This is a genomic window from Ruegeria sp. AK4 (assembly GCF_056541025.1).
The window spans coordinates 277,848-293,266 of sequence record NZ_JBQFXS010000004.1; the positions used below are offsets into that span (position 1 = coordinate 277,848).

The following is a 15,419-nucleotide window of genomic DNA, read 5'->3' on the forward strand; positions in this document are numbered from 1 at the left end:
CCGTTGCGGCAATCCTGTGCCGCTGCGTGTCTCAGCTGTGCGGACCGGCGGCCATCACACGTTGCAACTGCGCATAGCGGTCGCCCAGCTGGTGGTCGATCATCACCAGACGTTTGGCATAGTGCGATGCGGGATACTCCCACGTCATACCGATTCCGCCATGAAGCTGGATGCTCTCCTCGGCGATCAGCGTCCCCGCGCGCCCGATCAGGTTCTTGGCCATGGCGATATACGTTCCGGCCTCATCCGTGTCCAGTTTGCTGGCCGCCAGAATGGTGATCGACCGGCATTGTTCAAGCTCGATCGCCATATCCACCATTCGGTGCTGCAGCGCCTGAAAGCTTGCGATGGGGCGGCCAAACTGCCTGCGTTGTTTGAGGTAATCGACCGTCATGTCGACCAATACCTCCATCACGCCCACCGCCTCGGCACAAAGCGCCAGACGGCCCGCATCCAGCGCCGCTTCGATGATGTCACCGGCATTCTCGTTCAGGCAGGTCGCCGGGGTGGCGTCGAGGATCAAGTCGCCCGCACCTCCGCCGTCGATCATGGCATAGTCGATGGTCTCGGGCCTTTCGACCAGAAACAGGCCTATGCCAGCGCCGGAACGCGCGGCGACCAGCGCGCCATCGGCACCGGGCAGGCCGTAGACCACCGATTTGCGGCCGTTCAGAACCCAGCCATCCCCGGACCGGTCGGCGCTGGCGCGGATCAGCGGCAGGCTTTCTGCCTCCGGCTCGAACACGGCCAGCGGCAGGCGTTTTGTACCCGCAATCATCTGTTCAACCAGTTCATCCGCACCGCAATCGGCAGCGGCGCGGACACTCATCAGCGCCGCAAGCATCGGTTCAGGGCAAAGCCCCCGGCCCAGTTCCTGAAACACGGTGGTGATGTCGAAACCTGCGCCTCCGAACCCGCCCTGCCGTTCGGACAGGAAGGCCCCGATCAGGCCGAGGTCAGACAATTCAGCCCATTTGGCAGGCGAATGATAGGGGGAGGTGCCGATCACGCCATTGCGGGTCTCGAAACCATATTGCTCCGCCAGATAGCGCCGCAGGGTGTCCGACAGCATCTGGCGGTCTTCGGTCAGGGTGAAATCCATCGGTCAGCCCCCGAACAGGTCTTTGGCGATGATGTTGCGCTGAATCTCATTCGATCCGCCAAAGATCGACAGCTTGCGATGGTTGAAATAGGTGGCGGCGGACCGCGCAGCCTCTTCCGGTACGGTCAGCGCATTTTCGGGCAGGTCTTCGGCGGGAAACGGGGTCGCCGCCGCCCCGAGAGCCGAACGGGTCAACGCCAAAATCCGCTGCCGGATCACCGTGCCCTTGATTTTCAGCATCGAGCTTTGCACCCCGGAGGCAGCGCCTTCGCGGGCCGCCGACAACATGCGCAGGTTCATCACACGCAGCGCCTCAAGGTCAATCTCAACCTCGGCGAGTTCCGCAGCAAACAGCGGGTCCTGCGCCAATGGTTTGCCGCCCCGGAGTAGCCGCTGCGACAGGGTTTTGAGTTTTTCCAGATCGCGCGCCGAAAAGCCCACGCCCGCGATATTGGTGCGTTCATGGGTCAGCAGGTATTTGGCGATGGTCCAGCCCTTGTTTTCCACGCCCACCAGATTGGTCACGGGGACGCGGACATCGGTAAAAAACACCTCATTCACCTCATGCCCGCCCTCCAGCAGCCTGATCGGACGCAACTCGACGCCCGGCGCGTCCATGTCGACCAGAACGAAACTGATGCCTTCCTGCGGCTTGCCCTCGGTCGAGGTGCGCACCAGACAGAAAATCCGGTTGGCGTATTGCCCCAATGTGGTCCAGGTTTTCTGGCCGTTGATCACGTAGTCGTCGCCGTCCCGCACCGCGCGGGTTTTCAGGCTGGCCAGATCCGACCCCGCGCCGGGTTCCGAATAGCCTTGGCACCACCAGTCCGAGCCATCCAGAATGCGCGGCAGAATATCGGCCTTTTGGGCGTCGGACCCGAACTTGATCAGCACCGGACCCAGCATGTTCAGACCAAAGGGCACGATGCGCGGCGCGTTGGCCAGCGCACATTCTTCTTCGAAGATGTGCCGCTCGACCGCGCCCCATCCGGTGCCGCCATATTCAACCGGCCATGTCACGGCCAGCCAGCCCCGCGCGTTCAGCTTTGCGTGCCAGCCCTCCATCTCGGCTTTTGTCAGCGGCTCGGAATTGCGGCCTTTGCGGGCGAGGTCTTCCGGCAGATTCTCGGCCAGAAAGGCGCGCACTTCGGCGCGGAATGCCTCTTCTTCCCGAGTGAAACGCAGGTCCATCCTCAGCCTCCCTTGTTCAGATCGTCAAAGGACTTGCCCGCCTCGGCCAGTTCGCGCAGCAGGGCGGGAACCTGCCAGTAATGGGGATCTTCCCGCGCGTATTGTTCGATCCGGCGGACCAGAACATCCAGCCCGGTGATATCGGCATATTGCAGCGGGCCGCCCCAGTGACGGGGGAAGCCGTAGCCGAACAGGAACACCGCATCCACATCGATCGGGCGCAGGGCGATCTTTTCTTCGACCACCCGCGCCGCCTCGGACACCATCGCGGCCATGTAGCGGTCGACGATCTGCTGATCGGTGAAGCTGCGGGCGGTGATGCCTTTGGCCTCGCGTTCCGCCTGCGCATAGTCGGCCACCGCAGGGTTCACGCTGCGGGACTTGCCGTCGTATATATAGAAGCCTTTCCCGGTCTTGCGCCCGAACCAGCCCTGTTCGCAGATACGGTCGGCGATCTCGACATAGCGTTCCTCGGCCGGGCGGAGCGCGGCCTGACGCTTGCGCGTGGCCCAGCCGATATCCTGCCCGGCCAGATCGGAAACCGCGAAGGGGCCCATGGCAAAACCAAACGCCTCGAGCGCTTGGTCGATCTGTTCGAACGGCGCGCCGTCCAGCTGCATATAGGCCGAAGATTTGCGGTAATGCGCCAGAATGCGGTTGCCGATGAACCCGTCGCAGACCTCGGACCGCACGGCGATCTTGCGCAGTTTTTTTGCCAGTCTGAAGCTGGTAGCGACGATTTCGGGGGCGGTCTGCTTGCCCACCACGACCTCGAGCAGGCGCATCACATGGGCGGGCGAGAAGAAATGCAACCCGATCACATCCTGCGGGCGCGAGGTGGTCGCGGCGATCTCGTTCACGTCCAGATACGAGGTGTTGGTCGCCAGAATAGCCCCCGGTTTGCAGACCTGATCCAGCGCGCCGAAGACCTGCCGCTTGACGTCCATGGATTCGAACACCGCCTCGATCACCACATCCGCTTCCCCCAGCGCTGCCATATCGGTGGTGCAGGTGAGCGTGCCCAGCGCCGCATCGCGCTGCGCCTCGGACAGCTTGCCGCGCTTCACCGCACCGTCGAGGTTTTTGGTGATCGTGTCGCGGGCAAAGGCAACGCGGTCCTCTTCCATCTCGATCAGGGTGACGGGCATCCCGGCCAGCAGCATCGCGGTGGCGATGCCCGAGCCCATGGTGCCGCCGCCAATCACCCCGCCCGAGGTCAGATCGCGCGCCTCGGCCCCTGCCTCGGGGATATGCGCCACGGCGCGTTCGGCGAAAAAGGCGTGTTTCAGGCCCTTATGGGCGTTGCTGCCCATGGCTTCCATGAACAGGGCGCGTTCCGCCTTTAGCCCCTCGGCCAGCGGCAGGTTGCTTGCCTCTGCCGCTTTCAGCGCGCGGTCGGTGACCTCACCCCTGGCCTTGGCGCGAAACGCGGCCAGTTCGTCAGCGGTGATGCGGTTGCTCAGTTCAGCCGTCACGCGGGGTTTCAGCGTGCCGTCCAGCACCTGCTGACCGGCGGCCAGAGCAACCGCCTCGGGGTCGCCATCCTGCAGGTCATCCAGCAGACCGGCCTGCAGCGCCGCCTCAGCCGGGATCGGTTTGCCCGAGGTGATCATGGTCAACGCGGTGGTCCCATCGACCAGACGCGGCAGACGCTGGGTGCCGCCCGCGCCGGGCAGCAGGCCCAGATTGACTTCGGGCAGGCCCAGTTTCAGCCCCTTGATCCCGACCCGCGCCTGACAGCTTAAGGCGATTTCCAGACCGCCGCCCAAGGTTGTGCCGTGCAGAACGCAGACGATGGGCTTGGCGCTGGCTTCAAGGACCTCGCACACTTCGGGCAGGATCGGTTGTTTCGGCGGCTGGCCGAATTCGCGAATATCGGCCCCGGCCACAAAGGTCCGCCCCGCCGCATAAAGCGCGATGACCTTGACCGCATCATCCCCGGCCAAGTCACGCACCGCGTTCACCAGCCCGATCCGCACGTCATAGCCTGCCGCGTTGACCGGCGGGTTGTCGATTTTGACCAGCGCCACCGCGCCTTCTTTGCGAATTTCAACCGCGGTCATAAAGTTCTCCTGTTTATCAATCACATATGCCCAAGGCTCAGCCTGAGCGTTTCCACCGCCCCCAAAGCCCCGGCGTGACGGCCAAAGGGGCTGCGCAGCCCGTCATAGATGTACGCATCAAGCACTCTGAACCTTTTGATCCAGTTGCGCCAGTTCCTCCGCGAAAGCTTCGACCAGCTGGTGTTTCAGGATTTTCCCGGTTGCCGCCTCGGGCAATTGCTCGGCAATCACGATGTGATGGGGGATTTTGTAACCCACCAGTGCGTGACCCAGATGCGCGTTCAACTCCGTCGCCGTCGCCGGGGCGCGCAGGGTCACAAAGGCCAGTACGTCTTCATTCCCGTCGCGGGCGCGGCCAACCACGGCGGCCTGCGTGACCGATGGGTGGGCGTTCAGCGCGGCCTCGACTTCGGGCGGGTAGACGTTGAAACCGGAATGGATGATGACCTCTTTGCAGCGCCCCACGATATAGATGCGCCCGTCCGCTTCGATCCGCGCCAGATCGCCGGTGCGCAGGAAGCCATCCGCCGTGAAAACTTCGGCGGTGGCTTCGGGGTTCCGGTAATAGCCCTTCATGATGTTCCGACCGCGCGCCAGCAATTCGCCGACACCATCCGCGCCGGGGCGGTCCAGCCGAACCTCGATCCCGGGCAGTGGGGGACCGACACAATCGTCCTGCGGAGGGTTTTCAACCTCGGTGGTGGCAATCCCCGGCGATCCTTCGGTCAGGCCATAGCCATTGTGAATGGGCAGGCCAAAGATCTGCTCGACCCGGCGTTTCCAGCTTGGATCAAGCGGCGACCCGCCCGAGGACATATAGCGCAGACGGGTCTCAATCCGGTCGATGCCGTTGTCTTTGCAATGCGTCAGGATCAGCGCAAACATCTGCGGCACGCCGGACAGCATCGTGGCGCCGTTCTGCAGCGCGTCGATCACAAGGGCCGGGTCGAACCGGGGCTGAAAGCGCAGGCTGCACCCGGCCAGAAAGGTCGTGAGGATGATCGAGGAGAACCCGAAGACATGCGTGCCGGGCAATACAGCCAGGGCCTGATCCGCCGCCGTCGCCTGTCGCCGCTTCATCGAGGCATTGGCCGCACATAACAGGTTGTCATGCGTCAGCATCACCCCTTTGGGTGTTCCGCTTGTACCCGAGGTGTAAAGCACCGCCGCCACCTGCCCGGCCCCGTGTTCGACCGGCTCAACCTCAGCCTCGCGGACGGGCGAGGCCACCAGTGCGCCGCAGGGTAATCGCCCGATCTCGGTCGCAGCCAACCGCGCGGCATGGGCCCTTGCCGAATCCGAGACATCCGAAGTACAGATCACACAGCGCGCGCTGCAATGGGCGATCAGGGTGTCCGCCTCGTGCTCGGTCGCGCGGGCGTTGAGGGGGACGATCCAGGCATCCAGCAGGCTCAGCGCCAGAATGACCATCGCATAGGTCGCGCAATTCTCGGCCAACACCACCACCCGGTCCCCCGGACGCACGCCATGGGCCCCAAGCAAAGCCTGCGCCGCACGCGCTGCATCCGACAGATTCCCATAGCTGAGGCGCGCGCCGTCATGGTCGATGACAGCCAGATCCGAGGCTGCCTTGCCCTCGATCAACTGGTGAATTCGGTGCACCGCCTTCCCCCTGAGCGCAATCAGCCGGTTCAGCGGGCATGCTAAAGCAAATCACTATACGCTCAAGTGGTCCGCATTGCGGCGCTTTGCCGTTGACCACTCGCACAGGCGGGCGAGCGAGAAATTCGGACTGTGGTCTGCTATGATGCAGAACCGATGATTTCCGATCATCAAAAGGGAGCTGCGCAGGCGACGTGAAGATAATGACGGGCGGACAAACCGGGGTTGATCTGGCGGCGCTGCAATTTGCGCGCCAGAACGGCATCCCCTATGGCGGTTGGGTGCCCAGGGGCCGCATGAATGAGGCGGGCCGAATCCCCGATCATTTCAGCGGTCTGGTTGAAACACAGTCCGAGGATGTCAGCGAGCGTACACGGCTCAATGTCCAATCCTGCGATGCGCTGCTGGTCTTTTCAGACGGATCGCCGAGCCCCGGCACCCAACTGACGGTGGAATTCGCGGAAGAGACCGGAAAGCCCTGTCTGATCGTCGATGTTCGGGAGGGGGCAGAGACCTGCGCCCGACAGATACGTGCATGGTTGGACTCTCACCCCATTGCGGCGCTGAATATCGCGGGCCCCCGAAGCTCCGAGGCTTCGCAGATCGGAGAACGGGTGGCAGACATTCTGCGCCTGTCACTGGGCTGAGCCGAGAACAATCCTTAGGGTCGCCTTTCTGCGGTCCCGGCAAACACGGTTCATAGTACAGGGCGCGCGCGAAACTGGCTCTTGCGCCAAAGGGAAATTATGTTTCGCGCAGACAGGCAAAAACGAAACTTCATGACAATCCAAACGCGATAGTCTAATTGTTTCTTTTAATCCAAGCTTTAAGTCCCGGTGAATTTAGTGGAATACGTGACCTTTACGTTCGAGATGGGTGTGGTTTGCGCGCTGTTGGCCTTTACCGTCTTCCTGTTCGTGTCCGAAATCGTCAGAATTGACCTCTCTGCCATTCTGGTTCTGGTGCTCATCGGTCTGCTCAGTTACGCACCTGGGCTGGAAAACCTTGCCGACGTGCCGCATCTGTTCGACGGGTTTGCCTCGAACGCGGTGATCTCGATCATCGCGGTCATGATCGTGGGTGCGGGTCTGGACAAGACCGGCATCATGAACAAGGTGGCGGCAGTTATCCTCAAATATGGCGGCACGTCCGAAAGCCGGGTTCTGCCCATCATATCGGGAACCGTGGGCGTGATTTCATCCTTCATGCAGAATGTCGGGGCCGCGGCCCTGTTCCTGCCGGTCGTCAGCCGGATTTCGTCGCGCTCGGGCATACCGCTGTCTCGGCTGCTGATGCCGATGGGCTTCTGCGCCATTCTGGGCGGGACGATGACCATGGTCGGGTCCTCGCCGCTGATCCTGCTGAATGACCTGATCCAGACGGCAAATGACGGGCTGCCCGACGGCCAGAAAATGAAACCCTTCGGGCTGTTTGCTGTCACCCCGATCGGCGTTGTGCTGATCCTGTCGGGGATCGCGTATTTCCTGCTGCTGGGCCGCTGGGTTCTACCGGGCGATGACGGGACAGACAATACCGGCACCGGTCAGGGCACGCAGGAATACCTGCAACGGGTCTACGGGTTGAACGCGGATGTGTTCGAGGTCGTCGTACCCGCCGACAGCCCACTGGTGGGTCAGGTTCTGGCGGATATCAACCATGAAAACCACTTGTACATCATCTCGACCTTCTATCGCGGCAAAACCTCGATGGTTCAGGTTCTGACGGCGGAAATCGCCGCCCCCTGCCGCCTGGCCATCATCGGCCGCCGTTGGGTGGTCGAGGAGTTTGCCAAGAAATTCGGCCTGACCGTCCTGCCGGACCTGGATATCTTCGTCGAAGAGTTTGCGCCCACCAATGCCGGTATTGCCGAGGTCGTGGTCACCCCCGACAGCAAGCTGATCGGAAAATGCCCGCGCGAGCTGCTGTTTCGCAAAACCTATGGCATGTCGCTGCTGGCCATTCACCGGGGCGAGGAAACGCTGAGCCATGTCGAGACCGAAGACCACCACTCCACCCAGATCGGGCTCGAGAAGTTTCACGCGGGCGACATGCTGGTCGCCCATACGCGATGGGACAACCTGATGCGGATCAAGCGCGACCCGGATTTCGTGGTGGTCACGACAGATTTCCCGCAGGATGAGTTGCGGCCGCAGAAAGTCGGCTGGGCGCTGGCCTTTTTCGCCATCTCCCTGTCGCTGATCCTGTTCACCGATGTCCGGCTGTCACTGTGCCTGCTGACCGGCGCTGCGGGCATGATGCTGACCCGCGTGCTGAGCGTGGACGAGGCGTATCGCGCCGTTGGATGGAATACCGTGTTCCTGCTGGCCTGCCTGATCCCGTTAGGGCAAGCGGTTCAGAACACCGGCACCGCGGCGTGGATTGCGCAGCAGATCATGGTCATTCTGGATGGCTGGCCGATCTGGTCGCTTCAGGCCGGTGTCGCCATTCTGGCCACCGCGTTTTCGCTGGTGATGTCGAATGTCGGGGCCACCGTTCTGCTGGTGCCGCTTGCGGTGTCCATCGCGGTTGCCGCCGGGGGCAACCCGGCGGTGTTTGCGCTGACTGTCGCGATCTCGACCTCGAACAGTTTCATCATCCCGACGCATCAGGTGAATGCGCTGATCATGGGCCCGGCGGGGTACAAGGTGATGGACTTTGTCCGCTCGGGCGGGGTGATGACCATTGTGTTCCTGATCGTCTCTCTGCTGACCCTGAACCTGATTTACTGAACCGCCCCGGTCCCCACATATCCAGATGGGGCAACATGCCACTGCCGGGTGTATTGCAACCTGCAGAAAATTAGTATACCGCCGCATACAATGAGTTTGGCCGGACCCGCGAACCCCCTTTGCGCCCGGCGCTCTCGCCTGATTCAACGCTTACACGTCGGGATAGCCATGAGCCATTATACAGACTACTTAACCGAGATCGAAACCCGCAAGGAACAGGGGCTGCACCCCAAGCCCATCGATGACGGCGCGCTGGTGAAAGAGATCATCGCGCAGATCAAGGACACCGGGAAAGCGCACCGGGCGGACTCGCTGAAGCATTTCATCTACAACACCCTGCCCGGCACAACCAGCGCCGCAGGTGAAAAGGCGCAGTTTCTGAAAGAGATCGCATTGGGCGACGCCCAAGTTGCCGAGATCACGCCCGCTTTTGCGTTTGAGCTGCTGTCACACATGAAAGGCGGCCCCTCGGTCGAGGTTCTGCTGGATCTGGCCCTGGGCGACGATCTGGCCATCGCCGAACAGGCCGCCGAGGTTCTGAAAACGCAGGTGTTCCTGTATGATGCCGACACAGACCGGCTCAAGGCGGCCTATGCCGACGGGAACCCGGTGGCGAAGGACGTGCTGGACAGCTATTCCAAGGCAGAATTCTTCACCAAGCTTCCGGATGTGGACGAAGAGATCAAGGTTGTGACCTATGTCGCCGCCGAAGGCGATATCTCGACCGATCTGCTGTCGCCGGGCGGTCAGGCGCATTCGCGGTCCGACCGGGAACTGCATGGCAAGTGCTTCATTTCGGAGAAGGCGCAGCAGGAAATCCAAGCGCTCAAGCTGCAGCATCCGGACAAGCGCGTGATGCTGATCGCCGAAAAGGGCACGATGGGCGTCGGCTCATCGCGAATGTCGGGGGTGAACAACGTGGCGCTCTGGGCCGGTAAGCAGGCCAGCCCCTATGTGCCCTTCGTCAATATCGCGCCGATCGTGGCGGGCACCAACGGGATCTCTCCGATCTTCCAGACCACCGTGGGCGTGACCGGCGGCATCGGGATCGACCTGAAGAACTGGGTCAAAAAGGTGGATTCCGAGGGCAACCCGATCCTGAACAATGACGACAATCCGGTCCTTGAGCAGAAATACACGGTCGAGACCGGGACCATTCTGACCATCAACACCAAGGACAAGACACTGTGCAACGAAGCCGGTGACGAAGAGCTTGTGGATGTCTCCTCGGCGTTCACGCCGCAGCAGGTCGAGTTCATAAAGGCCGGCGGGTCTTATGCGATTGTCTTCGGCAAAAAGCTGCAGGCATTTGCGGCCGAAACGCTGGGCGTGGAACTGAAATCGGCCTTTGCACCGGCCCGAGAGGTTTCGCACCAGGATCAGGGCCTGACGGCGGTCGAGAAAATCTTCAACAAAAACGCCGTTGGCGTCACTGATGGTGCGGTTCTGCACGCGGGTTCCGATGTGCGGGTCAAGGTCAATATCGTGGGCTCGCAGGACACGACCGGCCTGATGACCTCGCAGGAACTGGAAGCGATGGCCGCCACGGTCATCTCTCCGACTGTTGATGGCGCGTATCAGTCGGGCTGTCACACGGCATCGGTCTGGGACGCGAAGGCGCGGGCGAACATCCCGAAACTCATGAGCTTCATGCACAAGTTCGGCCTGATCACCGCGCGCGACCCCAAGGGCGTCTATCATTCGATGACGGACGTGATCCACAAGGTGCTGAACGACATCACGGTGGATGACTGGGCCGTCATCATCGGCGGCGACTCGCATACGCGGATGTCGAAAGGCGTGGCCTTCGGGGCGGACTCGGGCACCGTGGCTCTGGCGCTTGCAACCGGTGAGGCAACGATGCCGATCCCGGAATCGGTGAAAGTGACCTTCAAGGGCACCATGGCCGACCACATGGATTTCCGCGATGTGGTCCACGCAACGCAGGCACAGATGCTGAAGCAATTCGGCGAAAACGTCTTTCAGGGCCGCGTGATCGAGGTGCATATCGGCACCCTGCTGGCCGATCAGGCGTTCACCTTCACCGACTGGACCGCCGAGATGAAGGCGAAAGCGTCGATCTGCATCTCGGAAGACGAAACGCTGATTGAATCGCTGGAAATCGCCAAAAGCCGCATCCAGATCATGATCGAAAAGGGCATGGAGAATGACAACCAGACCCTGCAGGGCCTGATCGACATTGCCGATCGGCGGATTGCCGAGATCAAGTCCGGCGACAAACCCGCTTTGGCCCCCGACTCCAACGCCAAATACAGCGCCGAGGTTGTCGTCGATCTTGATGAGATCAACGAGCCGATGATCGCCGACCCGGATGTGAACAACGCCGATATCTCCAAGCGCTACACCCACGATACGATCCGGCCGATTTCCTACTATGCGGCCGAGAAGAAGGTCGATCTTGGCTTCGTCGGCTCCTGCATGGTTCACAAGGGTGATGTGAAGATTGTCGCGCAGATGCTGAAGAATCTGGAAAAGGCCAATGGCAGTGTCGAGTTCAACGCCCCGCTGGTCGTGGCCGCGCCGACCTACAACATCATCGATGAGCTGAAGGCCGAGGGCGACTGGGAAGTTCTGCAGAAATACTCGGGCTTCGAGTTCGATGATTTCATGCCGAAAACCGCGGCCCGCACTGAGTACGAGAATATCCTGTATCTGGAACGCCCCGGCTGTAACCTGTGCATGGGCAACCAGGAAAAGGCGGCCAAAGGCGACACCGTGCTTGCCACCTCAACACGCCTGTTCAAAGGGCGCGTGGTCGAGGATTCGTCCGAGAAGAAAGGCGAGTCTCTGCTGGCTTCGACCCCGGTTGTGGTGCTCTCGGCCATTTTGGGCAGAACACCGACGGTCGAGGAATACAAGACCGCCGTTGAGGGGATCGACCTGACCAAGTTCGCCCCGCCGCTGCAGAAACCGGCAGGCACGCAGTCGGCCCATTTCTAAGGGCTTAACCTGAAAGAAAGGCCCCGGCGGCTGAGGTCACGCTCACCGTCGGGGCTTTTCGTTTTAGACGTCCAGACCTTCGGTCGACAGATCGTCAAGCTTGGGCATCAGCCGCAGCAGCTCGCGCGCATAGTCCGTCTGCGGGTTGGCAAACAGCGCGTCAGTTTCTTGTATCTCGACCATCTGCCCGGCCTTCATCACCGCCACCCGGTCGCACATCTGCCGGACCACCGGCAGGTCGTGGCTGATGAACAGCATGGTCAGGCCCAGATGTTCCTGCAGGTCCTTGAGGATGTTCAGAATCTGCGCCTGAATCGAGACATCCAGCGCGCTGGTCGGTTCGTCACAGATCAGGAATCTGGGCTGTGTAGCCAGCGCCCGTGCGATGGAAATGCGCTGCCGCTGACCGCCCGAAAACTCATGCGGGTATTTCAGCCCGGCCTCGTGGCCCAGCCCGACCTGATCCAGCAACTCATCCACCCGGCGCTTGATGTCGGCGCCCTGCATCAGACGGTGATGGCGGATCGGTTCAGCCACAATCTCATCCACGCGCATCCGGGGGTTGAGCGAGGAATAGGGGTCCTGAAAGATCATCTGGATGTTCTTGCGGTATTCCTCTTGCACCGCCTTGTTTCCCAGATCGCTGACCAGTTGCCCGCCGAAAGTAATCGTGCCGCCATCGACCGGGTAAAGCCCGGCGATCATCCGCGCGACGGTGGATTTGCCTGAACCGGACTCGCCCACGACGCCGAACACCTCGCCCGCCTGCACGTCGAAACTCACGTTGTCGACAGCGGTGAAATAGGTGCGGTCCCAGGGCAGCAGGCCGCGTTTTTGCAGGAACTTCTTGGTCAGGTTGCGGATCTCGAACACCGGCTTTGAGGTGTCATTGTCCACCTTGGGCCAGTGACGCGCCATGTCTTCGATGGCAAATCGCGTCTCGCGCCCGCCATAGCTGATCTGCGGGAAACGGTGTAGTTTCAGCGTCGGGCGCGGCACGGCGGCGATCAGCGACTTGGTGTATTCGTGGCTGGGCTGGCCCATGACCTGCGCGGTCGGGCCGGATTCGACCACCTTGCCCGCATACATCACCGTCACCTTGTCGGTCGTATCGGCAATCACGCCCATATCGTGCGTGATCAGGATGACACCGACCTGACGTTCGCGGGCCAGTTCCTTGATCAGGTCCAGAATCTGCGCCTGTACCGATACGTCCAGCGCCGTGGTCGGTTCGTCCGCGATGATCACGTCCGGCTCGGTGCACAGCGCCAACGCAATCACCACGCGCTGCCGCATCCCGCCCGAGAACTGGTGCGGATACTGATCCAGCCGCGTGTCCGGGTCAGGGATGCCGACGCGGTCGATCAGGTCGCGCGCGCGGGTATTGGCCTCGGCCTCGGACCCGCCCAGATGGGTCAGGATGGTTTCGGTCAGTTGCTCGCGTACTGTGAACAGCGGGTTCAATGAGGTCAGAGGGTCCTGAAAGATCATCGAGATCTTCTTGCCGCGCAGCCCGCGCATCGCATCCGCATCCAGCCCGCTGATCTGATCACCACCCAGCTTGATCTGACCACTGGCGATCTGTCCGGGACGTTCGAGCAGCCCCATAACAGCCGCGCCGATGGTGGATTTCCCGGCCCCGGATTCGCCAACCAGACCATGAATCTCGCCCGGCTCGACCGAGAGGCTGGCATGGTCCACGGCAGTGAACAGTTTCCGGCGGGTCGGGAACTCGACGGTGAGGTCCTGAATCGTAAGAAGGCTCATAAAATCACCGCAGTTTGGGGTTCAAAGCGTCGCGCAGCCAATCGCCCAGCAGGTTGACCGACAAGGCCAGCGCCAAAAGGGTGCAGGCCGGGAAGAACAGGATCCACCATTCGCCCGAGAACAGGAACCCTTGCCCGATGCGAATGAGCGTGCCCAGCGAGGGCTGCGTCGGCGGTGCGCCAACGCCCAGAAAGCTCAGCGTCGCTTCGGCAATGATCGCTAGCGCCAGCGAGATGGTGGCGATCACCAGAACCGGGCTGAGGACGTTGGGCAGGATGTGCCGGAACATGATCGGGATCGACCCGCGCCCGATCAGGCGCGCGGCCTGCACATATTCCTTGTTCTTTTCCACCAGCGCCGCGCCACGTACGACACGGGCGAACTGCACCCAGTCGGACAGGGCGATTGCGACGATCAGCACGTAGATCGCCATCTCGTTGCGGTATTCCGGCGGCGTGACACCCTTGGCGATGCCAAAGATCAGCATGGCGACCAGAATGGCCGGGAAGGTCAGTTGCACATCGGCAATGCGCATGATCAGCGTTTCGACCCAGCCGCCGAAATAGGCCGCGACCAGCCCCAGGATCACGCCGATGATCATCGCCAGCAGAACCGCGGCCGACCCCACGAACAGCGAAATGCGCAGGCCATAGAGGATGGTCGAAAACACATCGCGGCCCTGATCGTCGGTGCCCAGCAGGAACGTCTCTTGCGTAAAGGCGTTGGGTGTGCCGGGCGGGGTGAAGCCGTTCATCAGGTTCAAAGTGGCCGGATCGAACGGATTGTAGGGCGCGATCAGCGGCGCAAAAATGGCCGCCAGCACAAGGACTACAACCACCAGCGTGGCGATCACCGCCACCGGAGAGTGGCGGAAGGACCAGGCGAAATCGCTGTCCCAGAATTTCGCAAAGCGCGATTGGGCCGGTGCTTTGGGGGTTACAGGCGTATCGGTCATGTGGCCCTCGCGTCGACGCGCAGGCGCGGGTCGATGGCATAGTAAAGCAGATCCACGATCAGGTTGATCGCCACGAACATGACCGAAATCAGCATCAGATAGGCGGCCATTACGGGGATATCGACGAACTGAATCGCGTTGATGAACAGCAGGCCCACGCCGGGCCACTGAAACACCGTCTCGGTGATGATGGCAAAGGCGATGATCGAGCCCAGTTGCAGACCGGTGATGGTGATCACCGGGACCAGAGTGTTCTTCAGCGCGTGCCGGAAATTGATCACCCGGTCCGACAACCCGCGTGCGCGGGCAAAGCGGACGTAATCGGCGCGTAAGACTTCCAGCATCTCAGAACGGACCAGCCGCATGATCAGGGTCATCTGATACAGGCCCAGCGTGATTGCGGGCAATATCAGGGCCTTAAGGCCCGAGGCGGTCAGGAATCCGGTTGACCACCCCCCTATCATCACGGTTTCCCCTCTGCCGAAACTGGGCAGAAGATCCAGTTCGACCGAGAAGATGTAGATCAGCAATATCCCGATCAGGAAGGTCGGAAGCGATACTCCGATCAGACTGACGGTCATGATGACATTGGCCGCGATCCCCTGTCGTCGGATCGCGGTGAACACACCCAGCGCGATGCCCATGGTGATCGCCAGAAACCCGGACACAAAGGCCAGTTCCAGCGTCGCGGGCGCGCGTTCGGCTATGATCGTCGAGACCGGACGGCCCTGTCGGTATGAGACACCGAAATTCCCCTGCACGGCCCCCTGCAGGAACTTGAAATACTGAACCGGAAAGGGCTGATCCAGGCCAAGTTCGGTTCTCAGCCTGTCGATATCGGCCTGCGTGCGTTCCTGACCCAGCATGTTGTCGATCGGATCGCCGACAAACCGGAACATCGAAAAGGCAACCAGACCCACGACCAGCAAAACGATCACGGACTGGAACATCCTTCGGACAATAAATGCGAACATGCGTTCTCCCCATTGATCGGTCCGTCTAAGCCCTGGCGCAGCAGATGGTCAAGG

Annotated in this window: 10 protein-coding genes; 3 read left to right on the plus strand and 7 right to left on the minus strand. The window is 61.5% G+C overall.

What is annotated here, in order from left to right; genetic code table 11:
* Positions 1 to 31: 31 nt before the first annotated feature.
* The 4 genes from ACR0EZ_RS10310 to ACR0EZ_RS10325 all read right to left on the minus strand — a co-directional run bounded on the left by ACR0EZ_RS10310 (position 32) and on the right by ACR0EZ_RS10325 (position 5,979).
* Positions 32 to 1,102 carry an acyl-CoA dehydrogenase family protein gene (locus tag ACR0EZ_RS10310; protein ID WP_480612687.1) on the minus strand — a complete coding sequence of 357 codons (1,071 nt, stop codon included), beginning with the start codon at positions 1,100 to 1,102 and terminating at the stop codon, positions 32 to 34.
* A gap of 3 nt (positions 1,103 to 1,105) precedes the next feature.
* Positions 1,106 to 2,293 carry an acyl-CoA dehydrogenase family protein gene (locus tag ACR0EZ_RS10315; RefSeq protein WP_480612689.1) on the minus strand — a complete coding sequence of 396 codons (1,188 nt, stop codon included), beginning with the start codon at positions 2,291 to 2,293 and terminating at the stop codon, positions 1,106 to 1,108.
* Positions 2,294 to 2,295: 2 nt separating this feature from the next.
* Positions 2,296 to 4,356, minus strand: a complete 2,061-nt coding sequence (locus ACR0EZ_RS10320) for a 3-hydroxyacyl-CoA dehydrogenase NAD-binding domain-containing protein (protein WP_480612691.1) — start codon at positions 4,354 to 4,356, stop codon at positions 2,296 to 2,298.
* Between the two features lie 117 nt (positions 4,357 to 4,473).
* Positions 4,474 to 5,979 (minus strand): class I adenylate-forming enzyme family protein, encoded by a 1,506-nt coding sequence (locus ACR0EZ_RS10325; protein WP_480612693.1) that lies wholly within the window; start codon positions 5,977 to 5,979, stop codon positions 4,474 to 4,476.
* A gap of 203 nt (positions 5,980 to 6,182) precedes the next feature.
* On the opposite strand from ACR0EZ_RS10325, the gene ACR0EZ_RS10330 reads away from it, so the two are divergent.
* From ACR0EZ_RS10330 to ACR0EZ_RS10340, 3 genes are all read left to right on the plus strand, one after another.
* Positions 6,183 to 6,626, plus strand: coding sequence for a putative molybdenum carrier protein (locus ACR0EZ_RS10330; protein WP_480612763.1), 444 nt, complete (start codon positions 6,183 to 6,185; stop codon positions 6,624 to 6,626).
* Positions 6,627 to 6,851: 225 nt separating this feature from the next.
* Entirely contained in the window at positions 6,852 to 8,708 is a 1,857-nt protein-coding gene (locus ACR0EZ_RS10335) for an SLC13 family permease (protein WP_480612765.1), read from the plus strand.
* A 168-nt stretch (positions 8,709 to 8,876) separates the two neighbouring features.
* Positions 8,877 to 11,669: a bifunctional aconitate hydratase 2/2-methylisocitrate dehydratase gene (locus ACR0EZ_RS10340; protein WP_480612695.1), complete on the plus strand. Its 2,793-nt coding sequence runs from the start codon at positions 8,877 to 8,879 to the stop codon at positions 11,667 to 11,669.
* 63 nt (positions 11,670 to 11,732) lie between these two features.
* On the opposite strand, the gene ACR0EZ_RS10345 is transcribed toward ACR0EZ_RS10340, so the two are convergent.
* From ACR0EZ_RS10345 to ACR0EZ_RS10355, 3 genes are read right to left on the minus strand one after another with little or no spacing between them, the layout of a single operon-like run.
* Positions 11,733 to 13,436: an ABC transporter ATP-binding protein gene (locus ACR0EZ_RS10345; protein ID WP_480612697.1), complete on the minus strand. Its 1,704-nt coding sequence runs from the start codon at positions 13,434 to 13,436 to the stop codon at positions 11,733 to 11,735.
* Positions 13,437 to 13,440: 4 nt separating this feature from the next.
* The gene (locus tag ACR0EZ_RS10350; RefSeq protein WP_480612699.1) at positions 13,441 to 14,391 is read right to left on the minus strand and encodes an ABC transporter permease; all 951 of its coding nucleotides are present in this window, start codon (positions 14,389 to 14,391) and stop codon (positions 13,441 to 13,443) included.
* The gene (locus tag ACR0EZ_RS10355; RefSeq protein WP_480612701.1) at positions 14,388 to 15,365 is read right to left on the minus strand and encodes an ABC transporter permease; all 978 of its coding nucleotides are present in this window, start codon (positions 15,363 to 15,365) and stop codon (positions 14,388 to 14,390) included. The genes ACR0EZ_RS10350 and ACR0EZ_RS10355 overlap by 4 nt, the downstream gene beginning before the upstream one ends.
* Between the last annotated feature and the right edge of the window lie 54 nt (positions 15,366 to 15,419).